26 protein-coding genes and 1 tRNA gene are annotated in these 24,844 nt (G+C 69.0%); 17 read left to right on the top strand and 10 right to left on the bottom strand.

The features are described from left to right. Positions 1-15 precede the first annotated feature (15 nt). The gene (locus tag ACIOVG_RS14900) at positions 16-3,036 is read left to right on the top strand and encodes a glycoside hydrolase family 38 C-terminal domain-containing protein (RefSeq protein WP_400875017.1); all 3,021 of its coding nucleotides are present in this window, start codon (positions 16-18) and stop codon (positions 3,034-3,036) included. Between the two features lie 7 nt (positions 3,037-3,043). On the opposite strand, the gene ACIOVG_RS14895 is transcribed toward ACIOVG_RS14900, so the two are convergent. From ACIOVG_RS14895 to ACIOVG_RS14880, 4 genes are all read right to left on the bottom strand, one after another. Next, a complete protein-coding gene (locus ACIOVG_RS14895) occupies positions 3,044-3,268 on the bottom strand; it encodes an acyl-CoA carboxylase subunit epsilon (protein ID WP_400875014.1) in 225 nt (74 codons plus the stop codon). After that, positions 3,265-4,854: an acyl-CoA carboxylase subunit beta gene (locus ACIOVG_RS14890; protein WP_400875011.1), complete on the bottom strand. Its 1,590-nt coding sequence runs from the start codon at positions 4,852-4,854 to the stop codon at positions 3,265-3,267. The genes ACIOVG_RS14895 and ACIOVG_RS14890 overlap by 4 nt, the downstream gene beginning before the upstream one ends. Positions 4,855-4,943: 89 nt before the next feature. Next, a complete protein-coding gene (locus tag ACIOVG_RS14885; protein WP_400875008.1) occupies positions 4,944-5,948 on the bottom strand; it encodes a hypothetical protein in 1,005 nt (334 codons plus the stop codon). An 80-nt stretch (positions 5,949-6,028) separates the two neighbouring features. Then, a complete protein-coding gene (locus ACIOVG_RS14880) occupies positions 6,029-6,721 on the bottom strand; it encodes an NTP transferase domain-containing protein (protein WP_400875005.1) in 693 nt (230 codons plus the stop codon). Positions 6,722-6,971: 250 nt separating this feature from the next. On the opposite strand from ACIOVG_RS14880, the gene ACIOVG_RS14875 reads away from it, so the two are divergent. Genes ACIOVG_RS14875 through ACIOVG_RS14865 form a run of 3 tightly spaced genes read left to right on the top strand, consistent with a single transcriptional unit; the run spans position 6,972 to position 10,658 of the window. Next, on the top strand, positions 6,972-8,810 hold the full coding sequence (locus tag ACIOVG_RS14875) for an ABC transporter ATP-binding protein (protein WP_400875002.1): 1,839 nt from the start codon (positions 6,972-6,974) through the stop codon (positions 8,808-8,810). Further along, entirely contained in the window at positions 8,786-10,351 is a 1,566-nt protein-coding gene (locus ACIOVG_RS14870) for a hypothetical protein (RefSeq protein WP_400874999.1), read from the top strand. Before ACIOVG_RS14875 ends, ACIOVG_RS14870 begins: the two co-directional genes overlap by 25 nt. Positions 10,352-10,391: 40 nt before the next feature. Further along, on the top strand, positions 10,392-10,658 hold the full coding sequence (locus tag ACIOVG_RS14865; RefSeq protein WP_045253497.1) for a DUF3039 domain-containing protein: 267 nt from the start codon (positions 10,392-10,394) through the stop codon (positions 10,656-10,658). Between the two features lie 48 nt (positions 10,659-10,706). Here ACIOVG_RS14865 and ACIOVG_RS14860 read toward each other — a convergent pair whose 3' ends face one another. Beyond that, the gene (locus ACIOVG_RS14860) at positions 10,707-12,032 is read right to left on the bottom strand and encodes a nicotinate phosphoribosyltransferase (RefSeq protein WP_400874996.1); all 1,326 of its coding nucleotides are present in this window, start codon (positions 12,030-12,032) and stop codon (positions 10,707-10,709) included. Positions 12,033-12,095: 63 nt separating this feature from the next. On the opposite strand from ACIOVG_RS14860, the gene murI reads away from it, so the two are divergent. From murI to ACIOVG_RS14840, 4 genes are read left to right on the top strand one after another with little or no spacing between them, the layout of a single operon-like run. Continuing rightward, the gene (murI, locus tag ACIOVG_RS14855; protein WP_400874993.1) at positions 12,096-12,932 is read left to right on the top strand and encodes a glutamate racemase; all 837 of its coding nucleotides are present in this window, start codon (positions 12,096-12,098) and stop codon (positions 12,930-12,932) included. Positions 12,933-12,964: 32 nt separating this feature from the next. After that, complete coding sequence (gene rph, locus ACIOVG_RS14850; RefSeq protein WP_400874990.1) at positions 12,965-13,702, top strand: ribonuclease PH; 738 nt, start codon at positions 12,965-12,967, stop codon at positions 13,700-13,702. Further along, positions 13,702-14,295 carry an RdgB/HAM1 family non-canonical purine NTP pyrophosphatase gene (rdgB, locus tag ACIOVG_RS14845; protein ID WP_400876409.1) on the top strand — a complete coding sequence of 198 codons (594 nt, stop codon included), beginning with the start codon at positions 13,702-13,704 and terminating at the stop codon, positions 14,293-14,295. The genes rph and rdgB overlap by 1 nt, the downstream gene beginning before the upstream one ends. A 60-nt stretch (positions 14,296-14,355) precedes the next feature. Next, positions 14,356-14,928 carry a dihydrofolate reductase family protein gene (locus tag ACIOVG_RS14840; protein WP_400874987.1) on the top strand — a complete coding sequence of 191 codons (573 nt, stop codon included), beginning with the start codon at positions 14,356-14,358 and terminating at the stop codon, positions 14,926-14,928. Here the strand turns inward: ACIOVG_RS14840 and ACIOVG_RS14835 are convergent. Continuing rightward, positions 14,909-15,109: a hypothetical protein gene (locus ACIOVG_RS14835; RefSeq protein WP_400874984.1), complete on the bottom strand. Its 201-nt coding sequence runs from the start codon at positions 15,107-15,109 to the stop codon at positions 14,909-14,911. The genes ACIOVG_RS14840 and ACIOVG_RS14835 overlap by 20 nt on opposite strands. Positions 15,110-15,257: 148 nt before the next feature. Here ACIOVG_RS14835 and ACIOVG_RS14830 point away from each other — a divergent pair, with 148 nt between their 5' ends. Continuing rightward, positions 15,258-16,178: a cation diffusion facilitator family transporter gene (locus ACIOVG_RS14830; RefSeq protein WP_400874981.1), complete on the top strand. Its 921-nt coding sequence runs from the start codon at positions 15,258-15,260 to the stop codon at positions 16,176-16,178. 6 nt (positions 16,179-16,184) lie between these two features. Here ACIOVG_RS14830 and ligD read toward each other — a convergent pair whose 3' ends face one another. After that, entirely contained in the window at positions 16,185-18,137 is a 1,953-nt protein-coding gene (gene ligD, locus ACIOVG_RS14825) for a non-homologous end-joining DNA ligase (protein ID WP_400874978.1), read from the bottom strand. A 72-nt stretch (positions 18,138-18,209) separates the two neighbouring features. Between ligD and ACIOVG_RS14820 the strand changes: the two genes are divergently transcribed. Next, positions 18,210-19,019: a Ku protein gene (locus ACIOVG_RS14820; protein ID WP_400874976.1), complete on the top strand. Its 810-nt coding sequence runs from the start codon at positions 18,210-18,212 to the stop codon at positions 19,017-19,019. Between the two features lie 36 nt (positions 19,020-19,055). On the opposite strand, the gene ACIOVG_RS14815 is transcribed toward ACIOVG_RS14820, so the two are convergent. Both ACIOVG_RS14815 and ACIOVG_RS14810 read right to left on the bottom strand, forming a co-directional pair. Further along, a complete protein-coding gene (locus tag ACIOVG_RS14815) occupies positions 19,056-19,829 on the bottom strand; it encodes a DedA family protein (protein ID WP_400874974.1) in 774 nt (257 codons plus the stop codon). A gap of 65 nt (positions 19,830-19,894) precedes the next feature. Beyond that, a tRNA-Leu gene (locus ACIOVG_RS14810) sits at positions 19,895-19,976 on the bottom strand. 135 nt (positions 19,977-20,111) lie between these two features. Here ACIOVG_RS14810 and ACIOVG_RS14805 point away from each other — a divergent pair. Genes ACIOVG_RS14805 through ACIOVG_RS14775 form a run of 7 tightly spaced genes read left to right on the top strand, consistent with a single transcriptional unit; the run spans position 20,112 to position 24,571 of the window. Further along, complete coding sequence (locus tag ACIOVG_RS14805; RefSeq protein ID WP_400874971.1) at positions 20,112-21,305, top strand: CpaF family protein; 1,194 nt, start codon at positions 20,112-20,114, stop codon at positions 21,303-21,305. Next, complete coding sequence (locus tag ACIOVG_RS14800; RefSeq protein ID WP_400874968.1) at positions 21,302-22,159, top strand: type II secretion system F family protein; 858 nt, start codon at positions 21,302-21,304, stop codon at positions 22,157-22,159. Before ACIOVG_RS14805 ends, ACIOVG_RS14800 begins: the two co-directional genes overlap by 4 nt. Beyond that, positions 22,156-23,094: a type II secretion system F family protein gene (locus tag ACIOVG_RS14795; RefSeq protein WP_400874965.1), complete on the top strand. Its 939-nt coding sequence runs from the start codon at positions 22,156-22,158 to the stop codon at positions 23,092-23,094. Before ACIOVG_RS14800 ends, ACIOVG_RS14795 begins: the two co-directional genes overlap by 4 nt. A 21-nt stretch (positions 23,095-23,115) precedes the next feature. Then, positions 23,116-23,313: a hypothetical protein gene (locus tag ACIOVG_RS14790; RefSeq protein WP_247630709.1), complete on the top strand. Its 198-nt coding sequence runs from the start codon at positions 23,116-23,118 to the stop codon at positions 23,311-23,313. A gap of 1 nt (position 23,314) precedes the next feature. Continuing rightward, positions 23,315-23,716, top strand: a complete 402-nt coding sequence (locus ACIOVG_RS14785) for a TadE/TadG family type IV pilus assembly protein (protein WP_400874961.1) — start codon at positions 23,315-23,317, stop codon at positions 23,714-23,716. Further along, positions 23,685-24,140: a TadE family protein gene (locus tag ACIOVG_RS14780; protein WP_400874958.1), complete on the top strand. Its 456-nt coding sequence runs from the start codon at positions 23,685-23,687 to the stop codon at positions 24,138-24,140. The genes ACIOVG_RS14785 and ACIOVG_RS14780 overlap by 32 nt, the downstream gene beginning before the upstream one ends. A gap of 47 nt (positions 24,141-24,187) precedes the next feature. Continuing rightward, positions 24,188-24,571 (top strand): hypothetical protein, encoded by a 384-nt coding sequence (locus ACIOVG_RS14775; RefSeq protein WP_400874955.1) that lies wholly within the window; start codon positions 24,188-24,190, stop codon positions 24,569-24,571. A 28-nt stretch (positions 24,572-24,599) separates the two neighbouring features. Here ACIOVG_RS14775 and ACIOVG_RS14770 read toward each other — a convergent pair whose 3' ends face one another. After that, the gene (locus ACIOVG_RS14770; RefSeq protein ID WP_141871340.1) at positions 24,600-24,788 is read right to left on the bottom strand and encodes a hypothetical protein; all 189 of its coding nucleotides are present in this window, start codon (positions 24,786-24,788) and stop codon (positions 24,600-24,602) included. Between the last annotated feature and the right edge of the window lie 56 nt (positions 24,789-24,844).

The following is a 24,844-nucleotide window of genomic DNA, read 5'->3' as shown; positions in this document are numbered from 1 at the left end:
GACCGGAAGCGTGTGATGCACGACAACTCCGAACTCGTCCTGGCGCGCATCCGCCGCTTCGAGCTCGAGCGACTGCAGCCCGCGGTGCAGGCCCGTTCGATCCCGCTGGACCTCGCGGCCTGGGCAGCGCCGGGAGAGCCCGTGCCCTTCCACGACGCAGTGGCTCAGGAGTATGCGCCGTTCGTCGTCGGCACACGCTGGGGGCGGGCCTGGAGCACTCTGTGGGTGCGCGTGCGTGGAATCGTCCCGGAGGTGGCTCCCGGACAGCGGGCCGAGCTCGTCTTCGATCTGGGTTTCGGCGTCGCGGAGCCGGGGTTCCAGTCCGAGGGCACCGTCTATCGACCGGACGGCACCATCGTCAAGGCCGTCGAGCCTCGCAACGCGCATGTGCCGTTGGACGGGGCTCCGGGTGATCCGATCGACCTCTATCTCGAAGCGGCAGCCAATCCCGACGTGGCAGACGGGTTCCGCGACTTCCAGCCGACGCCCCTGGGCGAATGGGAGACCGCGGGCGACGAGCCGCTCTACGTCTTCCGGCGTGCGGACGTGGTGGTCAGGGATCTGACGGTCTGGGAACTCGTGCAGGACGTCGCAGTGCTGCGGAGTCTGCTGGGCGAGCTGTCGCCGTCGTCCCCCCGCCATGCGGAGATCCTCCGCGCGCTCGAGCGCATGATCGACGTGGCCGATCCCGAGGACATCGCCGGAACGGCGCAGGCCGCGCGGGCCGCGCTGGCCGACGTGCTGGCGCGACCGGCATCCGGCTCCGCCCACTCGGTCCACGCCGTCGGCCATGCGCACATCGACTCCGCGTGGTTGTGGCCGGTCCGCGAGACCCAGCGCAAGGTCGCCCGCACCTTCTCCAACGTCCTCTCGCTGCAGCAGGAGGACGCCGAGTTCTCCTTCGCCGCCTCCTCGGCGCAGCAGTACGCGTGGATGAAGCGCTTCCAGCCGGAGCTGTTCGAACGGATCCGCGCCGCGGTCGCGGCCGGTCGCTTCCACCCGGCAGGGGGGATGTGGGTGGAATCCGACACGAACATGCCAGGAGGGGAGGCACTCGCACGCCAGTTCCTGCGGGGCAAGCTCTTCTTCCTCGAGGAGTTCGGCGTCGAGCCGCTCGACGTGTGGCTGCCGGACTCGTTCGGATACTCGGCGGCGCTCCCGCAGATCGCCAGAGCAGCCGGGTCCCGGTGGATGCTGACGCAGAAGATGTCGTGGAACGAGACGAACGTGATGCCGCATCACACCTTCCACTGGGAGGGGATGGACGGCACGCGGATCTTCACGCACTTCCCGCCGGTCGACACCTACAACGCGCAGCTCACCGGTGCGGAACTGGCTAGGGCGGAGCGTCAGTACGCCGAGAAGGGCGCGGCGAACACCTCGCTGGTGCCGTTCGGCTACGGGGACGGCGGCGGCGGTCCCAACCGGGAGATGCTGGCGGCGGCAGCGCGCCTGCGCTCTCTGGAGGGCTCGCCGACGGTCACGCACTCCTCGCCGCGCCGCTTCTTCGAGACGGCGGAGGCCGAGTACGGCGAGCCGCCGGTATGGACCGGCGAGATGTACCTCGAGTTCCACCGTGGCACCTACACCTCGCAGGCGCGCACCAAGCACGGCAACCGGCGCAGCGAGCACGCGCTCCGAGAGGCCGAACTGTGGGCGACGGCGGCAGCGCTGCGGGGTGCTGCGTACCCGTACGAGGAACTGCAGGAGGCCTGGGAGACCGTGCTGCTGCAGCAGTTCCATGACATCCTCCCCGGCAGCTCGATCGGCTGGGTCCACCGGGAAGCGGAACGTCGCTACGCCGAGGTGCTCGCCTCGACGGAGCGCATCATCGCAGGGTCCTTGGCGATCGTGGCCGGTTCGGGCGACTCCGAGCTCGTCGCCAACGCGGGGCCCTACGCAAGGGAGGGAGCGGTGGCGATGGGGATCGCCGCCGCGCAGAGGTCTGGGGCCTCTGCGGGGGTCACGCGGACGACGGACGGCTTCGTGTTGGAGAACGAGCACCTCACGGTCTCGATCGACGACGCGGGCCTGGTGACGTCACTCGTCGTCCGCGCGACCGGGAGGCAGGCGATCGCGGCCGGAGAGCGGGGGAACCTCTTGCAGCTGCATCGCGATACGCCGACGCAGTGGGATGCCTGGGACATCGACGAGCACTACCGGCGTCACGTCGTCGACGTGACGGACGTGGTCTCGATCGACATCGTCCCGCACGCGTCGGCGGCGATCGTCTGCGTGGTCCGCGAGCTGGGGGGTTCGCGGATCACGCAGGCTCTGACGCTGACCGCCGAGGGCCATGCCCTCGACATCGACACGACCGTCGACTGGCACGAGCGCCAGAAGCTCCTCAAGCTGGCCTTCCCGCTCGACGTGCACACGGACAGGGCGACGTCCGAGATCCAGTTCGGCCATGTGCACCGTCCCACGCATGTCAACACTTCCTGGGATGTGGCGCGGTTCGAGACCGTGGCGCATCGGTGGGTGCACGTGGGAGAACCGGGGTTCGGAGTGGCGATCGCGAACGATTCGACGTACGGGCACGACATCACGCGCGTGCCCCGTGCCGGTGGCGGCACGGCGACCACGGTGCGACTCTCTCTGCTGCGGGCGCCGCTGTACCCGGACCCTGAGGCGGACCAGGGCGAGCACACGTTCCGGGTGAGCGTGCGCCCCGGCTCCTCGATCGCGGATGCGGTGCAGGAGGGGTATCGCCTCAACCTGCCGCTGCGTGCGGTCAGGGGAGCGGGGCCGGTCGCTCCGCTGATCGAGGTGTCGTCGGACGCTGTCGTCATCGAAGCCGTGAAGCTCGCGGAGGACCGTAGCGGCGATGTGATCGTGCGGCTCTACGAAGCGCACGGAGGCCGGGCATCGGTGACGGTGACGCCCGCGTTCTCGTTCGATCAGGTCATCGAGACCGACCTGATCGAGCGGGAGATCGCCACCACCGCGGTGCGGGAGTCGACGCCGGGCGGGATCCGGCTGGACCTGCGTGCGTTCCAGCTCGTGACCCTGCGGTTCACCGCGCCGCGGCTCTGAGGCATCCTCAGCCGGAGAAGCGTCCCCATGGGATGTCGCGGCGCAGCGGCGTGCGCAGCGACCGCTGCGTCCGCGTCCAGGCCGAGACATGCGGCTCCTCGGCCACCGCGTCCTCCGTCTCATGCGAGTACGCATCGGTGACGACCGCGATGAGGGCGGCGAGCTCCTCTTCGGTGGCGCTGCCACGCGTGATCTGGAGCGCCGGGGGCTGCTCGTCGAGGGGAGCGCTCACAGCGGGATGTTCCCGTGCTTCTTCGGGGGCAGCGACGAGCGCTTGCCGCGGAGTGCACGCAGCGCCTTGGCGATGGAGACGCGGGTGTTGGCCGGCTCGATGATCCCGTCCAGCTCTCCGCGTTCGGCGGCGAGGAACGGAGAGGCCACGTTGTACGTGTACTCGTTCGCCAGGCGGGTGCGGACGGCAGCGACGTCCTCGCCGGCCTCCTCCGCCTTCTTGATCTCACCGCGGTAGAGGATGTTGACCGCACCCTGGCCGCCCATCACTGCGATCTCGGCGGTGGGCCAGGCGAGGTTGACGTCGGCTCCGAGCTGCTTGGAGCCCATCACGATGTAGGCGCCGCCGTAGGCCTTGCGCAGGATGACCGTCACGAGCGGCACGGTGGCCTCGGCGTAGGCGTACAGCAGCTTCGCGCCACGACGGATGACGCCGGTCCACTCCTGGTCGGTGCCCGGCAGATAGCCGGGGACGTCGACGAGCGTGACGATGGGGATCGAGAAGGCGTCGCAGAACCGCACGAAGCGGCTGGCCTTCTCACCGGCCTCGATGTTCAGGGTACCCGCCATCTGTGACGGCTGGTTGGCGATGATGCCCACAGAGCGGCCCTCGACGCGACCGAAGCCGATCACGATGTTCGGAGCGAACAGCGGCTGCACCTCGAGGAAGTCGCCGTCGTCGACGACGTGCTCGATGACGGTGTGGATGTCGTAGGGCTGGTTCGCCGAGTCGGGGACGATCGTGTTGAGGGTGCGATCGGCATCCGTCGTCTCGAACTCGAACGCGCTCTCGTACGAGGGCAGCTCCGCCATGTTGTTGTCGGGCAGGAACCCGAGGAGGGTGCGCGCGTAGTCGATCGCGTCGTCCTCGTCCTCGGCGAGGTAGTGGGCGACACCGGAGCGCGTGTTGTGCGTGTAGGCGCCGCCGAGCTCCTCCATGCCGACGTCCTCACCCGTGACGGTCTTGATGACGTCGGGACCTGTCACGAACATCTGGCTCGTCTTGTCGACCATGATGACGAAGTCCGTGAGGGCGGGGGAGTACACCGCTCCTCCGGCTGCGGGACCCATGATGATCGAGATCTGCGGGATCACGCCGGATGCCCGGGTGTTCAGGCGGAAGATCTCGCCGTACTTGCCGAGCGCGACGACGCCTTCCTGGATGCGCGCGCCGCCCGAGTCGAGGATGCCGATGCAGGGCATGCCGCCGTCGAGGGCGAACTCCATGATCTTGATGATCTTCTCTCCGGCGACCTCGCCGAGCGAGCCGCCGAACGTCGAGAAGTCCTGCGAGTACACGGCGACCGTGCGTCCGTGGATCGTGCCGACACCGGTGACGACCGAGTCGCCGTAGGGGCGGGAGCGATCCATGCCGAACGCGGTGGTGCGGTGGCGCACATACTCGTCGAACTCGACGAAGCTGCCGGGGTCGACGAGCAGTTCGATGCGCTCGCGGGCGGTCATCTTGCCCTTGGCGTGCTGCTTCGCCTTCGCCTTCTCCTCGGCGTCGACGACGGCCTCGGTGTAGCGAGCGCGCAGATCCGCGATCTTGCCGGCGGTGGTAAAGAGGTCGGGCTTGTCCGTCACGGATTCCACCCTAGCGCCGCTTCGGCGTGGTCTGTTGGATGCTCGGCACAACGGGTCGCCCGATCCTTTGGTGACCCGCACGAGGCGGATCAGCGCGGGCCGTCGATCGCGGTGTCCGCGCCGATCCCGGAGGGGAGCTCGTGATCGCCGTGCAGCTCGTCAGTGCGTTCGGTGAGCTCGGCACCGGCGCCGCGGCCGCGTCGCGTGGCCAGTTCTCCCACTTTGTGGCCGGCCCATCCGATCCCTCGCGCTGCCGTGCCCGCCGCACCGGCCACGGCGCTGCCGGCGAAGCGCGCGCCGCGGAGCATCCGCATCTCGACCTTCTCGGCGCCGGGCACGGGTTCCAGCTCGAGAGGGAGATCGATGGGGGCTGCGCCGAATGCGCGATGAGAGGTCGTCAGCACTCGGCGTCCGAGGATGTGGTTGCCGGCACCGCCGACTGCCGCGCCCACTCCGAACGGGAGCGCCTTGCCGAGGAACGACGCGCCACCACGGGCGGCGAACTGCTTGACGAACATGCTCTTGAGCTGGTCGACGAGCGGACCGACCGCCGCGCGGGGGAGCGACTTGGTGACGATCTCGCCCCAGTAGGTGGATCGGCTGCCGCCGTGGCCGGCCACCTGGCCGGCGAGCTGGCCGACCAGGTCGACCCCTTCCTTGCCGAGCATCAGCGTCATCACGAGCGCCCGAGCCCGATCGGGGTTGGCGATCGCGATGCCGTGCACCTCCGCGACGGACTGCGCGAAGAGAGCCGTGGACTCCACGAATCCCACGGTCTCGACGCCGGAGAGCGCCAGCGTGATGCCCGTGCCGATGCCCGGGACGACGGCGGTGGCACCGACGGCTGCGCCTCCGGCGGTCACGGCCGCGAGGTAGCGGCGCTCGAGGATGCGCACGATCTCCGCCGGGCTCGCCTGCGGGTTGCGCAGACGGATGCTGCGGATGTGCGCGAGCACGAGCGGACGTTGGATCGACAGCACACGGTCGAGGCCGCGCACCATCAGCGGATGCTCGGGGGAACCCACCGGTGGCACCCCCTTGTCCCACGGGGAGTCATCCGGGAGGGAGTGGATCTTGTGCACCTTGGGGCCCATGTCCTGATCCTATGAAGTCAGACCGCGAAAACGCAGGGAGCCGCACCCTCGAAAGGGTGCGGCTCCCGGAAGCACGTGGATCAGACGAAGAGGTTCGCGCGCTCCAGATCTTCGGCGAAGTCGACCTCGACCGCGTACAGGTCGGAGACGTCCATCGGCTCGAGGAGCAGGCCGTCTTCGGCGATCGCGAGCTCGAGTCCGCGCTCGAAGTAGTCCTGGTCCTCGACGCGCTGCAGCTGACGCATGAACGCCTTCTTGTGCGCGGCCGCGATGTAGTTGATGCCCACGGCCTCGCCGAGTCCGCCCTTGACGGTCTTCGACAGCTCGTTGATGAAGCCTTCGGCCGTGACCGTGTACTTCACCTCTTCATCGCTCACCTTGGAGGTGTTGACCGTGACGAACGACTGGTCGCGCTCGATGAAGGCCGCAGCGCGGCCGAGGATCATCGGGTCGAACACCACGTCGCCGTTCATCCAGAGCACGCCGCCCTTGCCGGTCGCGCCGAGGGCACGCAGCAGGCTCTTCGACGTGTTGGTCTCGTCGTAGCGCTCGTTGTGCACGTAGTTCGCGGTCGGGAAGGCATCGATGATCGTCTCGGCGCGGTAGCCGACGACCGTGGTGATGCGGGCATCGGAGCCGAATGCGGCCAGGATGTTGTCGTGCTGCTGACGCATGATCGTGCGCCCGTCGCTCAGCTCGGTGAGCGGCTTCGGCAGCGCGCGACCGAGGCGCGAGCCCATGCCGGCTGCGAGGATGACGGTCTGAAGAGTCACGAGAGCTCCTAAAAGAAGGTGTGTTAAGGATCGGTTCACCGATCAGACACTTCTTCGTGCCGAGTTTCATGGTAGCGATTCAGCCTGGGAAGCCACGGGGCAGAGAGGCCCCGTTGCCATTTCGTGACCGAGTACACACTCAACACACAGAATCGCACGAACGCCCTGTTTTCGGGAGGAGTCGCCGCTGATTCCTCTGAATGTTGCGCGGAACCACAGGCTCGCCACAGCTCATTGATACCGTAGAACAGTGACTTCCTCCCCTGACGACCGCACCGACCAGGTGGACGACCCCGAGACCCCTCCCGCGAAGGCGACTGCGAAGCGGACGACCGCGGGAGCGGGCGCCGCTGCAGCCAAGAAGCCGTCCGTGAAGCGTGCCCCCACGACGGGGAAGCCGGCGGCGAAGACGGCCGCGGCCAAGAAGACGACCACCGCGAAACGGCCGACCACCACGAAGCGGCCCGCCACCGCCACAGCGGCGCGTACGGCGGCGAAGTCGGCCGCGGACAAGGCCGCCGCGAACGCGGAGGTCGTGATCGAGCCCGTGACGTCGAAGGATGCGACGGCCGGGGAGCCCGAGCCGACGACGACGCCCGCCAAGAAGACCACGGCCGCGGCGCGCGCAGCGGCAGCACGGAACACCGCCGCCCGTGGCGGAGCGACCACGCCCGCGTCTTCGCGTGCCAAGGCCGCGACCGCGAAGCCGACAGCGGCGAAGACACCGGCCAAGACCACCGCGGCCAAGACCACCGCGGCCAAGACCACTGCCGCGAAGACCGCGGCAGCCAGGACCACTCCGGCCAAGGCCACCGCAGCGAAGTCGACCGCAGCGAAGACCGCGGCGGCCAAGGCAGCGGCGGCGAAGACGGCCGAGACGAAGTCGGCTGCCCGTACCGCCGCTGCGCGCACGGCGGCGGCGAAGACGGCGGCCGCGAAGGCTGCAGCCGCGAAGTCCGCAGCGTCCAAGGCGGCGGCGAACGCTGCCGAAGATGCCGAGACCGTGATCGCCCCCGTGCAGCTGCCGGACGCGTCGGTCGAGACGGTGAACATCGAGGCACCGGCACCGGCACCTGCCGCCGAAACGGTATCCGCTGTCGTGGTCGCGGAGGAGGAGGCGGCGCCCGCCACCGAGGTCGCTGACCCTGCCGGTGAGGTCCCGGTCGTCGATTCGATCATCCAGGACGTCCACGCCGCCGCCGATGACGACGCCGCCGCCGATGAGGGCGACACCGCGGTGGACAGCGCAGCGGATCAGCAGCGTGAGATCACAGACACCGGAGCGAGCGCCACCGCGCGTGTGGTCGCCGAGGTGCATGAGGCCTCCGACACCGCCGCGATCAGCATCCGCGGACTCGTGAAGCACTTCGGCGACAACCACGCTGTGGACGGTATCGACCTGACCGTTCCTGCGGGGTCGTTCTACGGAATCGTCGGCCCGAACGGCGCGGGCAAGACCACGACGCTGTCGATCGTGGCCGGGCTTCTGCGCGCGGATGCGGGCACCGTGGCGATCTGCGGCATCGACCAGGCGTCGCAGCCCCTGGCCGCGAAGCGCGTCATGGGGGTGCTGCCCGATCGCCTGCGCACCTTCGACCGACTCACCGGTCGTCAACTCCTCTACTACTACGGCCTGCTGCGCGGTCTCGCCCCGAGCGTGATCGAGAAGCGCACGGCCGACCTGGCGCGGGCGTTCGATCTGCAGGAGGCGCTCAGCCGCGTGGTCTCCGACTACTCGGCAGGCATGACCAAGAAGCTCATGCTCGCGGGTGCGATGATCCACTCGCCGCGCGTCCTCGTGCTCGACGAGCCGTTCGAGTCCGTCGATCCCGTGTCCTCCGCCGTGATCCTCGACATCCTTCGTGCCTACGTCTCGCACGGTGGCACGGTGATCCTGTCCAGCCACGGCATGGATCTGGTCGAGCGGGTGTGCTCGCGGGTCGCCATCATCGTCGGAGGTGAGGTCCTCGCCGAGGGGACCATCGACGAGGTCCGCGCCGGTCAGACTCTCGAGGCCCGATTCGTCGAGCTCTCGGGTGGTATCGGAGAAGTGGAGGGTCTCGAGTGGTTGCACATGTTCTCCGACTGAGACTCGCGCTCCTGATCGGATCGCTGCGCGGGGACCGTCGAGGACGCACGCTCGTCACTCTGGTCGGCCTCATCGCCGTGACCCTCGCGGTCTGCATCGCCGTGCACTCGTTGTCCGGCGCTCCTGCCCCCGTCGCACGCACGGTGACCGTGCTCGGTGGTGTGGCGATCATCCTCGGTTTCCTCGTGGGCCCGATCCTGGTGGGGGCCGTCGATCAGCTCGACCCGCGGAGATTCGCGGTGTTCGGCGTCGACGAGCGCAAGATGCCGTGGGTGCTCACCGTGGCCGCCTTCGTGAGTGTGCCGAGCCTGGCGCTGCTGGCGGTGTACGCGAGCGTCTGCGCCGTGGCGATCACGCTCGGCGCGCCGTGGCCGCTCGCCGTGCTCATGACGGTCGTCGGCCTGCTCAGCACCGTCCTGACCGCCCGGATCGGCATGGCCATCAACGCTCTGTTCCTCCCGGAGCGGCGTTCCCGGGAGCTCACGGCGCTGTTCGCGCTCGCCCTGATCATCATCGCGTTCCCCGTCGCGGTCTTCTTCGCCTCGATGCGGTGGGACGGGCATGTGCCCGGCTCTCTCGAGACCCTCACCACGGTGTTCGGATTCACGCCGCTCGGTGCGTCCCCCGGATTCCTGTTCGCTATCGCGGCCGGCGACACCGCGGTGGCGTGGATCAGCGGAGTCATCGCCGTGGTCACCGTCGTCGCGCTGTGGGGGGTCTGGGCCTGGTTGGTCCGGCGACTCCTCACGACGACCGAACGACCGGCCGCCGCACGCGAACGCAGCGGTCTCGGCTGGTTCGGCCTGCTGCCGTCCAACGCGTTCGGCGCGATCGCCGCGCGCAGCCTCGTCTACTGGCTGCGCGACCGTCGCTACATCATGAACATCATCGTCGTGCCCGTCGCGGGAGTGCTGACGGTGTTCCCGCTCCTGGTGGCCGGAGTCCCGCTCGAGATCGCGGCGCTGATCCCCGTGCCCGTGATGGCGCTGTTCTTCGGGTGGCTGCCGCACAACGATGTCGCCTACGACTCGACGGCGCTGTGGACGCACGTCGCCAGCGGGGTGCGGGGGATCCCGGACCGGCTCGGACGGCTCGTGCCGGTGGTCCTCGTCGCTGTCCCGGTGCTCGCCGTCGCCATTCCGCTGTCTCTGGTGTTGATCGGCGATGTGCGACTGCTCCTGCCGTTGATCGGGCTCGCGGCGAGCCTGCTGTTCTCGGCTCTCGGCATCTCGAGCATCGTCTCGGTCGTCGCCCCCTACGCCGTGTCCCGCCCGGGTGACAGCCCGTTCCAGCAGCCGCAGCGACCGACGTCGCGCGGTGCCTACGGGCCGGCGGCGGCGTTCCTCGGCGCCATCCTGTTCAGCGCTCCGACGATCTGGCTGTTCGTCGCGACGATCGCCGACGATGTGACCTACGCGCCGGTGGCGTTCTGGGTGGGCATCGCGAGCGGTGTCATCGTGCTCGCGATCGGAGCCACGATCGGCGGTCGGATCTTCGAGCGCAGCGGCGAACGTCTCATGGAGTTCGTCGAGACCGCATGACGGCCGCCCACACCGACCCTGACGCGGCTAGACTCACGGGATGAGTACTCCGCTGGACAGCCCCGATCAGGGCGGCGTGGCAACGCTTGATCGCGAACTGGAAGAGCTCCTCCGCGAGGAGAACCTCGAACCGGGCGACCATGAGCGCTTCTCGCATTACGTGAAGAAGGACAAGATCCTCGAGTCCGCGATCACCGGCAAGCCGGTGCGTGCACTCTGCGGGAAGAAGTGGACTCCCGGGCGCGATCCCGAGAAGTTCCCCATCTGCCCGACGTGCAAGGAGATCTACGAGTCGATGGTGCGCTGACGGGGTCGCCCGTCACGCGCCGTCGCAGTGGTGCGCCTCGACGACCTCTCAGGCGACGTCGACGTACACCGTGGGGATCGCGGGGTCCGACTTGCTGAGCGCGAGTGCCCGTACCGGCAGTTCCTCGCGCACCCGCAGGTGATGGGCGCGTGCCGACGACGTACCCTCCTGGCCCTCGTGAGCCGTGTCGATGTCGCCGCCCTCCGCGAAGGTGACCTGCAGGGGGCGACCGTCCGTGCGCCCGGCAGGCGAATCGAGGTTCTCGAATCCGTCGGCGACCAGCACCGTCTCGCTCACCGCTACGCCGTCCTCGATCGTGCGGAACGCCGCCTTGCGCCCGCCGTGCGATGCCTTGTCGGCTGACGCCTTCGCGACGCCGACCCAGGAGCCGTCGGAGTCCTGACGCGCGACGAGCTTGTAGACCATGCTCGCGGTCGGATAGCCGGAACCGGTGACGACGGAGGTGCCGACGCCGTACGCGTCCACGGGGGAGGCCGCGAGGGCGGCGATGGCGTACTCGTCGAGGTCGCTGGTCACGGTGATGCGCGTCTCGGTCGCCCCGAGCTCGTCGAGCTGGGCGCGCACCTCGGCCGCCACGATCGGCAGGTCGCCCGAGTCGATGCGCACGCCGCCGAGCCCGGTTCCCGCCACGCGGATCGCGGTCTCGACGCCGGTACGGATGTCGTAGGTGTCCACGAGCAGGGTCGTTCCGGCGCCGAGGCTGTCGACCTGCGCGCGGAACGCCTGCTCCTCGGTGTCGTGCAGCAGCGTCCAGGAGTGCGCGGCCGTGCCCATCGTCGGGATGCCCCAGCGCCGCCCGGCCTCGAGGTTGCTGGTGGCGCCGAACCCGGCGATATAGGCGGCGCGGGCGGCCGCGACGGCGGAGTGCTCGGCGGCGCGGCGCGAACCCATCTCGGCGAGCGGACGCTCGCCCGCGGCGATGCTCATTCGCGACGCCGCGGTGGCCACGGCCGAGTCGTGGTTGAGCACGCTCAGCGCGAGCGTCTCGAGGACCACGGCGTCGGCGAAGGTGCCCTCGACCGTGAGGATGGGGGAGCCGGGGAAGTACAGCTCGCCCTCGCGGTAGCCACGGATCGAGCCCGTGAACCGGTACTCCTCGAGGTACTTCACCGCGGGAGCGTCGACGATCCGGTTGTCGCGGAGGAAGCGCAGCTCGTCGTCGCCGAAGCGGAAGTCCCGCACGAGGCTGAGCAGACGCCCGGTTCCGGCGACCACTCCGAATCGGCGTCCTCCGGACAGCCGTCGGGAGAACAGCTCGAACACGCTGGGGCGTGAGGCCGTCCCGTCGCGCAGCGAGGCAGCGAGCATCGTCAGCTCATAGCGGTCGGTGAGCAGCGCCGTCGACGAGGTCATGCGCTCAGCTTAGTGAGCGCGGTGATGCGCGAGGCGGCTTCGACGCGGGTAGGCTGGGGAGTCATGAACGACGCGCCGATCGGGATCTTCGACTCCGGTGTCGGCGGGCTCACGGTGGCACGTGCCATTCGCGCCCAGCTGCCCCGCGAATCGTTCGTCTACATCGGCGACACGGCGCATTCTCCGTACGGGCCGAAGCCGATCGCCGATGTGCGCCGCTACTCGCTCGAAGTGCTGGACACCCTGGTCGATCAGGGCGTCAAGATGCTCGTGATCGCCTGCAACACGGCGTCGTCGGCGATGCTGCGCGATGCCAGAGAGCGCTACGACATCCCCGTGGTGGAGGTCATCGGCCCGGCCGTGCGGCGCGCGGTCTCGACGACCCGCAACGGGCGGGTGGGCGTCATCGGCACGATCGGCACGATCGGCTCGCGCGCCTACCAGGACATGCTCGAGGTGAACGAGCGACTCGAGGTCTTCACCGCCGCCTGCCCGCGCTTCGTCGAGTTCGTCGAAGCGGGCATCACCGGGACGCCAGAGGTGCTCGCGGTCGCCGAGGAGTATCTGGCTCCGTTGCGCGATGCGGGGGTCGACACACTCGTGCTCGGCTGCACGCACTATCCGTTCCTGCGCGGCGCCATCAGCTACGTGATGGGCGAGGGCGTGACCCTCGTCTCCAGCGACGACGAGACGGCGGGCGACGTGTACCGCCAACTGGTCCGCGGCGATCTCCTCGCCCCGCCAGACGCGACCGCGACGTACGTATACGAGGCGACGGGCGACTCCGCCACGGAGTTCACCGCACTCGCCAATCGTCTGATGGGCCGCGAGGTCCGCGACGTGCAGCTCGTGCAGACCGGCGTCATCACCCTTCCCGAATCCCTCTCCGAGCCGTACTGACGCGGCCCGACACCTCTACCCGAAAGAAGCCCATGACCGATATCGTCCGCGCCGACGGCCGTTCCACCGACCAGCTCCGCGAGATCACCATCGAGCGCGGATGGAGCGCACAGGCCGAGGGATCGGCTCTGATCAGCTTCGGCGGCACGAAGGTGCTGTGCACGGCATCCTTCACCAACGGCGTTCCGCGCTGGCTGACGGGCAAGGGTAAGGGATGGGTGACCGCGGAGTACGCCATGCTCCCGCGGGCCACGAACAGCCGTAACGACCGTGAGAGCGTCAAAGGACGCATCGGCGGCCGTACGCATGAGATCTCGCGCCTGATCGGTCGCGCCCTGCGTGCGGTCGTCGACACCAAGGCCCTGGGCGAGAACACCATCGTCATCGACTGCGACGTGCTGCAGGCCGACGGAGGCACCCGCACCGCGGCGATCACCGGCGCGTACGTCGCGCTCGCCGACGCCATCGAGTGGGGTCGGGCCAAGAAGTTCATCGGCAAGAACTCCACTCCGCTGCTCGACTCGGTCGCCGCGGTCTCGGTCGGCATCATCGACGGTGAGCCCATGCTCGATCTCGCATACGTCGAGGACGTGCGCGCGGAGACCGACATGAACGTCGTCGTGACGGGCCGTGGCCTGTTCGTCGAGGTGCAAGGGACGGCGGAGGGTGCGCCGTTCGACAAGCGCGAGCTGGATGCCCTGCTCGACCTCGGCGTCGCCGGCTGCGCGACGCTGAAGGACCTGCAGACGGCGGCGCTGGCGGGCGAGTGATGAAGGTCGTCCTCGCGACGCACAATCCGCACAAGGTCGCGGAGTTCCAGCAGATCGTGGCGCAGGCGCGTCCTGACCTGGAGGTCGTCGCCTATGACGGCCCTGAGCCGGTCGAGGACGGTGTCACCTTCGCGGACAACGCACTCCTGAAGGCGCGTGCCGCATCCGCCCACACGGGCCTGGCGGCGCTGGCCGACGACTCCGGGATCTGCGTCGACGTCCTCGGCGGTTCTCCCGGGGTCTTCTCGGCGTACTGGGCGGGACAACGCAAGGACGCGGCGGCGAACCTCGCGCTGCTGCTCGACCAGCTGCGCGACATCGACGATCCCCATCGCACGGCGCACTTCACCTCGACGATCGCTCTCGTCACGCCCGAGGGGCAGGAGCACGTCGTCGTCGGTGACTGGCCGGGACGCCTCGCGCACACGGCGTCCGGGGGCGGCGGTTTCGGTTACGACCCGATCTTCATCCCGGACGGCCAGGACGCGGGCGACGAGCGCACGGTCGGAGACTTCACCGCAGAGGAGAAGCAGGCGCAGTCGCATCGCGCCCGGGCTTTCGCGGCGCTCCTGCCGCTGCTTGCCACACTCTGAGGTTCGAACCCTAACCACTACGCTTGACGTACTTCATGCGTAGTGGTTATCGTGTGTGGCATGCGAGAGCTCACCTATTACATCGGAGTCACGCTCGACGGCTTCATCGCCGGGCCCGAGGATGAAGTCGACTTCTACCCGCTCACGCCGGCGTTCGAGGAGACGCTCGGCACCGAGCTCGCCGACGTCCAGCCCACGCACGTGCGGGCGGCGCGCGGAGGAGCGGACGCCCCCGTCACGCGGTTCGACACGGTGATCATGGGACGTCGCACCTACGAGCCGGCACTGCGGTTCGGCATCACGGATCCGTACGCACAGCTGCGCACCCTCGTGTGCAGCACGACCCTGGCCGATCCCGGCGAGCCGAATGTCGAGATCGTCCGCACGGATCCGGTGCGCCGCGTGCGGGAGCTCAAGGCGGAGAGCGGCCTCGGCATCTATCTCGCCGGAGGTGCGGGTCTCGCCGGCGTGCTGCTCGACGAGATCGATCGTCTGATCGTGAAGAAGTACCCGGTCATCGCCGGCTCCGGCATCCCGATGACCCGCCACGGCTTCGCGCCGACGCTGTTCGCGCTGGAGGAGGTCCGCTCCTTCGACAACGGCTGCGCCGTGCTCAGCTACTCGCGTCCGTGACCGGCCGAAGGTCGAACTGATACGTCGGCTCATCGCCCTTCGTCGTCTGCCCGGAGATGAACCACTCCTGGCCCTCGGGCGCGGGGTTCTCCGCTGCATAGGCGTGCAGCACCTGCTCGTCCGCGGACGCGGAGGCATGTCGGGCGGCCCAGCTCTTGAGGTCATCGCTGAAGTTGCTCATCCGCTCACCCTGTCCTCTCGACGGCGCGAGGTCAACTTCGGACCGCGCGGCAAAGCGGCTCGCCCTACTGCTGAGACTGGTTCTCGTTACCCTTCCCGACTAGCGGAAATCAGCCTCTCGACAGGGATTCCCGGTCTAGCCTGAAGAAATGCACGATCACGCTCCCGCTGCCGGCGGCATCCGTTCGGCAGGCCATCGCCGCCTGCTGACGATCTCGCTCTGCCTGACCGCGACCATCATGGTCGTACAGGTCGTCGGCGCGATCCTGACCGGCTCGCTCGCGCTGCTGGCCGATGCCGCGCACATGTTCACCGACGCCTCCGCTCTCGTCATCGCGCTCATCGCGGCGGCGGTCGCGGCGCGTCCGGCCGACGACCGCCGCACGTTCGGATACCAGCGCGCCGAGGTGTTCGGGGCGCTGATCAACGCCGTGATCCTGATCCTCCTCGCCGGGTGGGTCGGCGTGGAAGCGATCGGTCGTCTGGTGAACCCGAGCGACGTCGAGGTCGCCGGTCCGCTGATGCTCGCGGTCGCTGTGGTCGGGCTCCTCGCGAACGGTGTCTCGATGTGGCTGCTGAGCCGCGCACAGCGCACCAGCATCAACGTACGCGGCGCGTATCTGGAGGTCATGGGCGACCTGATCGGCTCGGCCGCTGTGATCGTGGCGGCCATCGTGATCGTCGCGACCGGATGGATGCCGGCGGATGCCATCGCCTCGATGTTCATCGCGTTGATGATCATCCCGCGGGCCATCTCGCTGCTCCGCGAGGTGTTCTCGGTGCTCTCGGAGTCCGCGCCGAAGGGCACGGCGGTGAGCGACATCCGACAGCACCTGCTGGACTACGAAGGCGTCACCGGTGTGCATGACGTGCACGTGTGGCAGCTCACGCGCGGCGCGCCCGTGTTCAGCGCGCACGTCAGCGTCGATCCGGCGTATCTGGCGGACGGGCGTTCGGCGAAGCTGCTCTCCGACCTGCAGTCGTGCCTCGCCGAGCACTTCGACGTGGAGCACTCCACGTTCCAGATCGAGCCGGCCGAGCAGTCGGACTGCGAACCGCATCACGCCTGACCGCTCTCAGGATTCGCGCACCACGTCTCCCGGAAGCTTGTCGGGGCGAAGGCCTCGCCAGCGCGCGTGACGCAGCACGCCATCGGGTGTCCAGTTCGCGAACTCCACCTCGCCGACCAGTTCCGGCCGCACCCAGAGCGCATCCGAGGCGTCGAGCGCCGGGACCCCGTCCAGCGGAGCCGAGTCGACCCGCAGCGGCTCCAGGCGCATCAGCAGGTCGCGAAGCGCGCGCTCGGTGAATCCGGTGCCCACGCGTCCGACGTAGCGCAGTGCTCCGCCCGCCGTATCGGGGACCGCCAGGAGGAGCGAACCGAGAGTGCTCTCGCGGTCGCCCTTGCCGGGGCGGATCCCGACGATCACCGCTTCCTGCATGAGCGTGTGCTTCAGCTTGAGCCACGATGGGGAGCGCTGCCCCGGACGGTACCGCGAGGACGGATCCTTGGCCACGACGCCTTCGAGTCCGAACTCCCTGCTCGCGGCGAGAGCGTCGTCGACGTCATCGAAGACCGGAGGGACCTGCACCGGGGCTTCGAGGCCTTCGGCCAGGTCGTGCAGCAGCGTGCGCCGCTCTCGGAGCGGCATGTCGGTGAGGTCGTGACCGTCGAGGCGGAGCAGATCGAAGAGCAGGTACACGATCGGTGTGCGCACGACCTCACGCTCGATCTCCCGCGGACGCGTCAGGTGCATCCGGTTCTGCAGCGACGAGAAGCTCGGCCGACCGTGACCGTCGAACGCGACGATCTCCCCGTCGACGACCGCATCCGAAGCGGGCAGGAACGGTGCGCCGTCCGCGGTGAGCTCGGGATACCGCGCCGTGATGTCGATGCCGCTGCGGGCATGCAGCAGCATCCGCCCGTTCGACCAGGTGCCGACGGCGCGGATGCCATCCCACTTCACCTCCACCCACGACGGGGTGCTCAGGCTCCGGGCGAGAGCCGGGGTGCCGTTCTCGGCGAGCATCGGCGACAGTGTGGGCTTCTGCGCATCGGACGCCGCTGCCGCTGCTGGCGCCGCTGATGCTCGGGGGTGGCGGTGTGGATGACGGGGCGCGACGGGCGCCGCGGGGAGAGCCGTGCCGCGCAGGCTGACCAGCGGATCGATGCCGGCCTCGGCGCGCGCGAGCACGGCGTCGAGGTCGAGCTGGGCGAGATCGGGGTCGTCGAGCTCTTCCCACGTGCGGGGAGCAGCGACCCAGGGTCGTGCGCGGCCCCGCAGCGAGTACGGTGAGATGGTGGTCTTCTTGCCGTTGTTCTGACTCCAGTCCAAAAACACGCGGCCGCCCCGCACCGCCTTCGACATCGTCGCGGTCGCCAGGTCGGGGTGCTCGTTCTCGATGAGCCGGGCGAGCTCCTTCACGACGGCGGAGATCTCGTCGCTGGTCTGCTCACCGGGCAGTGCCGCGTAGAGGTGGATGCCCTTGGATCCGCTCGTCACCGGCAGCGGGTCCAGGCCCATTCCGGTGAGGATGCCGCGGGCGATGCGGGCGACCGCCGCGCACTGCGCCAGATCGACGCCTGGCCCGGGATCGAGGTCGAGCACGAGGCGGTCGGGCCGGCCCGGCAGCCCCTCGGCGGTGAATCTCCACTGCGGCACATGCAGCTCGATCGCGGCGACCTGAGCGAGCCACACGAGCGTCGGCACATCCTGCACGAGCGGGTACTCCTTGGCGCCGTCGGAGTGCTGGATCTCCTGGCGCGGAATCCACTCGGGAGCTCCGCGCTCGAGCTGTTTCGTGAAGAACGCGTCGGCGGGGGCATCCGTCGTGCCCACACCCTCCACCCAGCGCTTGCGTGTGACGGGGCGCCCGGCGAGCAGGGGCAGGAGCTGCGGGGCGATCGTCGAGTAGTAGGCGATGATCTCGCCCTTGGTGGTACCCGTCTCGGGGTAGACGACCTTGTCGAGGTTGGTGATGCGCAGGCGACGGCCGTCGATCTGCACGATCTGCCCGTCGGTCGCCATGACGCCAGGCTAGCGGCGCGGAGCGTCGGCCGGGGCTAGCCGCCGTGGGCGCGGCTGGTGTCTACTTGTCACATGAGGACGATCTGGAAGGGCGCGCTGACATTCGGGCTCGTCAACGTGCCGGTGAAGGTGTACTCCGCCACCGAGGACCACGACGTGTCGCTGCATCAGGTGCACGAGAAGGACGGCGGACGCATCCGGTACCAGCGCACGTGCGAGGTGTGCGGAGAGACCGTCGCCTTCGCGGACATCGACAAGGCCTATGTCGACGAGGGCCAGACCGTCGTGCTCACCAAGGACGATCTGGCGGCTCTGCCCGCGGAGAAGAGCCGTGAGATCGACGTGGTCGAGTTCGTGCCGTCGGATCAGGTCGATCTGCTCACGCTCGACAAGCCGTACTACCTCGAGCCCGACTCGAAGTCGCCCAAGGCGTACGTGTTGCTGCGCAAGACGCTCGAGCAGACCGACCGCACCGCGATCGTGCGGTTCACGCTGCGGCAGAAGACCCGGCTTGCCGCGCTGCGGGTGCGCGGCAAGGTGCTGGTGCTGCAGACGCTGCTGTGGGCCGACGAGGTGCGCGAGGCGGAGTTCCCGGCATTGGATGAGGACGTGCGCATCTCGAAGAAGGAACTGGAGCTGTCGGCATCCCTCGTGGAGAGCTACTCGTCGGACTTCGACGCGGAGGAGTTCGTCGACGAGTACCAGAAGGAGCTGCGCACACTCATCGACGCCAAGATCGAGGCGGGCGACACGTTCGACGTCTCCGACACCTTCGGCGAGAAGGACTCGGACGCCCAGAGCGGCGAGGTCATCGACCTCATGGAAGCACTGCGCGCGAGCGTGGCGAAGTCGAAGGAGCAGCGGGCGCAGAACGCCGGCTGATCCCCGGGCCTCGTCGCGACGAGGACCCGGCGGCGATCAGTGCTTGCCGTCGCCGTCGAGGTCGGGAGCGCGGTCGAACACCTCGGCGTCGAGCACGAGCTCCTCTGCCTCGGTGGCGTCGGTGACGACATCTTCACCGGCGGCAGCGGCCTTCTTGGCCTTGTGGCGCTCGGACAGGTAGTGCCACAGGGTGACCAGCGCCGTGCCGCCGACAGCGGCGAGCAGGATCAGGTCGATGTAGCTCTCGACGAAGTGGGCGACCGGGGGGATGAACCCGATGGCATAGCCGAACATCGTCAGACCGAAGCCCCAGAGGATCGCTCCGATGAGGTTGTAGAGCGTGTACCGGCGCCACGGCATGTGGCCGACGCCCGCGGCGACGGGGGCGAAGGTGCGCACGATCGGCACGAAGCGGGCCAGGATGACCGTGATGCCGCCGAAGCGCTCGAAGAACGCGTTCGTGCGCTCGACGTTCTTCTTGCTGAACAGCCCGGATTCCTTGCGCTCGAAGACGGCGGGACCGCCCTTGTGGCCGATGACGTAGCCGACTTCTCCACCGATGAAGGCCGAGAGACCGATCAACAGCGCCACGAACCACACGTTGATGCCGAAGACGCCGTGCTCCGATCCGGCGATCGGGTGCGACAGCAGCCCGGCGATCACGAGCAGTGTGTCGCCCGGCAGCAGGAATCCGACCAGCAGCCCCGTCTCGGCGAACACGATGAAGCACACCACGAGCAGAGCCCAGGGGCCGGCGTTGCCGATGATCATCGCGGGGTCGAGCCAGGGGATGAGAGCGGCGTGGTGCATGGGTTTCCCGTCGTGAGATGTGTGCGGCGGTCAAGAGGTCGAGCGCGTACGGTGCGATCGATCAGTGCGGAAGGTGGGACTTGAACCCACACGCCCTAGGGCACAGGAACCTAAATCCTGCGTGTCTGCCAATTTCACCACTCCCGCGCGGTGGAATCAGTCTACTGATCGGAGGAAACGACATTCTGGGGATCAGCCCGCAGTTGCGCGCCGTCGCGCGCGTCATCTGCCGCATGTGGATAACTTCGGAGCCGGGGGCGGGATTCTTGCGAGGATGCACGGGTGAATCAGCCCTCCGTCATCGTCGCCGAGCGCGTCCGACTGCGGTTGCGCGCGGAGAGCAGCGATCCTTCGGTCGATCCTGAGGCTGTGCGTCGCGTCGCGGTCGCGGAGGTGCGTCGCCACAACGATCTGGCGCTCTCGCGCGGCGAACCGCTGATCGACGACGAGGCGTCCTGCGTGCGGGATGTGCTCGCGTCGGTGAGCGGCTTCGGCGCACTGCAGCCGCTGCTCGACGATCCCGAGATCGAGGAGATCTGGCTGAACGGCCCCGCGCACGTGCACGTCGCCCGCGGTGGGGTCGCGGAGCGGATCGAGCTGCGCCTGACGGAAGCGACGATGCGCGACCTCGTGGAGCGGATGCTGCAGTCGACCGGCCGCCGCGTCGACATCAGTCAGCCGTTCGTCGATGCCTCGCTTCCGGACGGATCGCGCCTGCACGTCGCGATCGCCGACGTCGTGCGGGGCTCCTGGGCCGTGAACATCAGGAAGTTCCTGCCGAAGTACCGCTCGCTGGACGCGCTCACCGCGCAAGGATCGATGCCGCGGTCGCTGGCGACGCTGCTGCGGACGGCGATGCGTGACGGGGTGAGCGTGATCGTGTCCGGCGCCACGCATGCCGGCAAGACCACGCTGCTCGGTGCGCTCCTGGACTCGTGCGCCGACCGCCAGCGCATCATCACGGTCGAGGAGACGTTCGAGCTCGCTGTCACCGGTCCGGATGTGGTCGCCTTGCAGGGGCGGCAGGCGAGCCTGGAGGGCACAGGCGAGATCACACTGCGCCGACTGGTGAAGGAGGCTCTGCGCATGCGGCCGGACCGGCTGGTGGTCGGCGAGGTGCGAGATGCGGAAGCCCTCGACCTGATCCTCGCGCTCAACACAGGCGTGCCGGGAGCGGGGACGGTGCACGCGAACTCGGCGGCAGAGGCGCTCGAGAAGCTGACGATCCTGCCCCTGTTGGCGGGACGCAACATCGATCGCGCGTTCGTCGCGCCCACGCTCGCCGCGGCGGTCGGACTCGTGGTGCACTGCGAGCGGGATGCGGCTGGGCACCGCCGTGTGCAGGAGGTGATCGCGCCGACCGGTGAAGTCAGAGACGGGCGCATCGTCACCCGATCGGTCTATCCGGCTGCGCAGGCCGCGGTCGCCATCGAACGGCGCTCTGCGGCGCTGCGGCGTTCCGGGGTCATGTCGTGACGCTGCTGCTCGGTGCTCTTCTCGCCGCCGGCGTGCTCCTGGGCATCTCGCCCTGGATGTGGCCGCCGCGGGAGCGCGTGGACACAGCCCCGCGGAGCGGTCGCCTCACGCGTCTGCAGGAGGAGGCCGGGCTCGCCGCACTCGGGCGGCGCGCCGTCGTGAGCGCGATCGTCGCTGGGGCATCGGTCGCCGCCTCGGTGGTGTGGTTGCTCACGGCCCTCCCGGTCCTCGCGCTGCTCGCGGGCGTCGCCGGGGCCGCAGCGCCGGTGCTGTACCTGCGAGCGCGGCGGGTCCGTCTGCGGCGGCTCCGGCGACAGCTCTGGCCCGACGTGTGCGATCTGCTCGTCGCCTCGATCAGGGTGGGGTTGTCGCTGCCGGACGCGGTGGCGGGGCTCGGCACCTCCGCGCCCGTGCTGCTGAGGCCCGCTTTCGCTGTGTTCGCTCGCGATCTGCAGGCGACGGGCCGATTCGAGGCGAGTCTCGATCGACTCAAGGTCGCTCTCGCCGATCCGATCGGCGACCGCATCGTGGAGACCCTGCGGATGGCACGCCAGGTCGGTGGGACGGAACTCACCACGGTGCTGCGGGCGCTGTCGGCATCGGTGCGCGCCGATGCCGCGCTACGCGGTGAGGTGGAGGCGCGTCAGTCGTGGATCCGGGGTGCCGCCGTGCTGGGGGCGGTGGCGCCGTGGGTCATCCTGGGGCTGCTCGTGATGCGCCCGGAAGGTGCCTCTGCGTACGGCACGCCGGAGGGGGTGCTCGTCATCTGCATCGGGGCCGTCGTGTCGGTGGTGGCGTTCCGCATCATGATCCGCATCGGCCGACTGCCCGAGCCGCGGCGGTGGTTCGGATGAACGGCGTCACGGCAGTCGCGAACGCGGTGCTGCTCGGCGGAGCGTTCGGTGGGGGTGTGTTGGCTCTGCTGTCGGCGCTGCCACGGTGGCGGGCGCCGTCGCTCGCGGTGCGCATCGCCCCCTACGTCCGCGATGTGGTCGCTGACGAGGACCTGCCGCGTGGCATCCTCCCGACCGCGGGCGTGCTGCCGGTCGGTGGTCGCACGCTCTGGCAACGGGCACAGGGCGCGTTCGAGCGTCTGGTCGGCGGTGGCGATGCGCTCCGACAGCGGCTCGCGCAGGCGGGCTCGCCGATCGACCCGTCCGCTTTCCGCGGCAGACAGCTCGGCTGGATGCTGGCGGGGATCGCACTGGGAGCGATCGTGCTGATCGTCCTCGTGCTCGCCGACCGGATGACCGCCCCGATCGCGGTGATGCCTCTGCTGGCCGGAGCGCTCGCCGGCGTCGCGTACGACATGCAGCTCTCGGCACACGTCGCCTCACGTCGTGCTCGGCTGACGGAGGAGCTGCCGACGATGCTGGAGTTCCTGTCGCTCTGCCTTTCCGCGGGCGAGGGCTTCCTCGATTCGCTGCGCCGAGTGACCACAGTCGGATCGGGGGAGCTGACCGGCGAGCTGCGCCAGGTGGTGCTCGCGGTGAACACCGGATCGCCGCTCGCGGAGGCGCTCGCCGCGATGGCCACCCGGTTGCAGCTGCCAGGGCTGACGCGCGCGGTCGACCAGGTGATCGCGGCCCTCGAGCGCGGAGCACCATTGGCCGGGGTGTTGCACGCCCAGGCCGGAGATGCGCGGGAGGACGCGAAGCGCACGCTCATCGAGCAGGCCGGACGCAAGGAGATCCTGATGCTCCTGCCGCTGGTGTTCCTCATCCTGCCGCTGTCGGTCCTGTTCGCGATCTACCCCGGCCTGTTCATCTTGCGGCTCGGCATCAGCTGACCGCTCCGAGAAAGGAAGACCATGACGACCCTTCGACGCTGGCGGACGGATGCGATTGCCCGGCTGCGCGACCTTGCCGAAGATGAGCGCGGTGACGTGCCCGGATGGGTGCTCGTGACTCTCATGACTGCGGGCCTCGTTGTGCTGATCTGGGCGGTCGCAGGGCCGGCATTGTCGGCCCTGTTCGAGCAGGCCATCCAACGGGTCTCCGGGCTCTGAGGTGAGCGTTCGTCGCGCGTTCTCCGACGACCGCGGGTCGAGTCCGGTGGAGTTCCTCCTCGTGGGAACGCTGCTCACGGTGCTCACGCTCGCGGTGCTGCAGCTTGCGGTTGCTGTCTACGTGCGCAATGTTGTGCACGACTCGGCTGTCGAGGGCGCGTATTACGCGGCGCTCGCCGATACGACTCTTGCGGACGGAGCGGAGCGCACCCGGATCGCCATCACGCGAGCCGTCGGAGCGGAGTATGCCGAGGAGATCAGCGTCCAGCGCTCTGATGCGCAGGGGCAAGCCACGATCGACGTGCGGGTGCGCACGACCCTGCCGGTGATCGGGCTGCTCGGTATCCCCTACGGATTGGAGGTCGAGGCGCATGCGCCGGAGGAGAGCCTGGGCGACGAATGACGACGGGTCTGCGGCGCTGGAGTTCATCACGGTCGGAGTGATCCTGCTGGTGCCTCTCGTCTATCTGGTGATCGTGCTCGGTGTGATCCAGGAGCAGACGCTCGGCGCCGAGGCTGCCGCGCGGCACACCGCGCGGGTGATCGCACTGGCGTCGGATGCCGACAGTGCTGCCGTCCGCGGGGATGCGGTGCTGGAGGGGATCACCGAGGAGTACGGACTCGATCCGGACGGCGTGCTGGCCTCAGTGGTGTGCGAGCCGGCGGGTGCGGACTGCCCGTCGTCGGGAACCACGGTCACCGTGACGATCGGCACCCGGGTCAGGCTCCCGTTCGTCCCTGCCGTGTTCGGACTCGACCGCGCGCTGTCGATCCCGGTGGAGGCGTCGGCGGTGCAGAAGGTGTCACGGCTGTGGGGCGCGCAGTGAGGATTCCAGAGCCGGCGAGGGCCGAGAGCGGGGGAGAGGAGGGCAGCGTGCTGCTGCTCACCCTCGGGTACGTGCTCCTCGCTCTGGCGCTGCTCTTCGTCTGTGTCTGCGCCACCGATCTCTACATCGCGCAGAAGAGACTGGATGCCGTCGCCGATGCCGCCGCGCTCGCCGGAGCCGACGGCTTCACGCTGGTGGTCGAGGGGGAGAGCGTGCGGGCCGAGCTGACCGACGCCGGGGTGCGAGAGCAGGCCGTGGCGCTGATCGCCGTGTTGCCCGGCGATGCGAGTCTCGTCGCCGCAGACACCCCGGACGGCGTCTCCGCCCGCGTGACTCTGGCAGCGCCGTGGCATCCGCCGCTGTTCGCGCCCTTCGTCCCGGACGGGGTTCCGTTGGAGGCCACCGCCACGAGCCGCACGGCGCTGCGGTGACGGGGCGTCGAGCGGGATGCGGCTCCGCTCAGAACCAACCGAGCCAATCGCCGAGGAAGTACACACCGACCGCCACGACGAGCAGCCCGACACTGATCGACGACCAGAGCATCGCACGCGGCTTCGTGTCCTCTTCGGAGAGCTGGCGGAAGGAGGCGCCGAGAGGATTGTCGTTGATGCCGGGCATCTGACTGAATTCCTGCTGGTGTGGCTCCATGGTCGGCCTCCTTGAACTGCCACTCTCTCAGCAGGACGAGGTCATCGCAACGCCGT

The sequence above is a fragment of the Microbacterium sp. NPDC087591 genome (genome assembly GCF_044743625.1).
In the GTDB taxonomy this organism is placed as follows: domain Bacteria; phylum Actinomycetota; class Actinomycetes; order Actinomycetales; family Microbacteriaceae; genus Microbacterium.
The sequence above is the reverse complement of the archived record's forward strand: the minus strand, read 5'-3'. Positions and strand labels throughout refer to the sequence as shown.

What these genes read in the sequence shown, in the direction of transcription:
- ACIOVG_RS14820 (WP_400874976.1), top strand. Translation starts at nt 18,210, where the DNA reads ATGAGGACGATCTGGAAGGGCGCGCTGACATTCGGGCTCGTCAACGTG.
- ACIOVG_RS14860 (WP_400874996.1), bottom strand. Translation starts at nt 12,032, where the DNA reads ATGACCTCGTCGACGGCGCTGCTCACCGACCGCTATGAGCTGACGATG.
- ACIOVG_RS14835 (WP_400874984.1), bottom strand. Translation starts at nt 15,109, where the DNA reads ATGAGCAACTTCAGCGATGACCTCAAGAGCTGGGCCGCCCGACATGCC.
- ligD (WP_400874978.1), bottom strand. Translation starts at nt 18,137, where the DNA reads ATGGCGACCGACGGGCAGATCGTGCAGATCGACGGCCGTCGCCTGCGC.
- ACIOVG_RS14780 (WP_400874958.1), top strand. Translation starts at nt 23,685, where the DNA reads ATGCGCCGGAGGAGAGCCTGGGCGACGAATGACGACGGGTCTGCGGCG.
- ACIOVG_RS14885 (WP_400875008.1), bottom strand. Translation starts at nt 5,948, where the DNA reads ATGGGCCCCAAGGTGCACAAGATCCACTCCCTCCCGGATGACTCCCCG.
- ACIOVG_RS14865 (WP_045253497.1), top strand. Translation starts at nt 10,392, where the DNA reads ATGAGTACTCCGCTGGACAGCCCCGATCAGGGCGGCGTGGCAACGCTT.
- rdgB (WP_400876409.1), top strand. Translation starts at nt 13,702, where the DNA reads ATGAAGGTCGTCCTCGCGACGCACAATCCGCACAAGGTCGCGGAGTTC.
- rph (WP_400874990.1), top strand. Translation starts at nt 12,965, where the DNA reads ATGACCGATATCGTCCGCGCCGACGGCCGTTCCACCGACCAGCTCCGC.
- ACIOVG_RS14830 (WP_400874981.1), top strand. Translation starts at nt 15,258, where the DNA reads ATGCACGATCACGCTCCCGCTGCCGGCGGCATCCGTTCGGCAGGCCAT.
- ACIOVG_RS14900 (WP_400875017.1), top strand. Translation starts at nt 16, where the DNA reads ATGCACGACAACTCCGAACTCGTCCTGGCGCGCATCCGCCGCTTCGAG.
- ACIOVG_RS14790 (WP_247630709.1), top strand. Translation starts at nt 23,116, where the DNA reads ATGACGACCCTTCGACGCTGGCGGACGGATGCGATTGCCCGGCTGCGC.
- murI (WP_400874993.1), top strand. Translation starts at nt 12,096, where the DNA reads ATGAACGACGCGCCGATCGGGATCTTCGACTCCGGTGTCGGCGGGCTC.
- ACIOVG_RS14815 (WP_400874974.1), bottom strand. Translation starts at nt 19,829, where the DNA reads ATGCACCACGCCGCTCTCATCCCCTGGCTCGACCCCGCGATGATCATC.
- ACIOVG_RS14795 (WP_400874965.1), top strand. Translation starts at nt 22,156, where the DNA reads ATGAACGGCGTCACGGCAGTCGCGAACGCGGTGCTGCTCGGCGGAGCG.
- ACIOVG_RS14770 (WP_141871340.1), bottom strand. Translation starts at nt 24,788, where the DNA reads ATGGAGCCACACCAGCAGGAATTCAGTCAGATGCCCGGCATCAACGAC.
- ACIOVG_RS14840 (WP_400874987.1), top strand. Translation starts at nt 14,356, where the DNA reads ATGCGAGAGCTCACCTATTACATCGGAGTCACGCTCGACGGCTTCATC.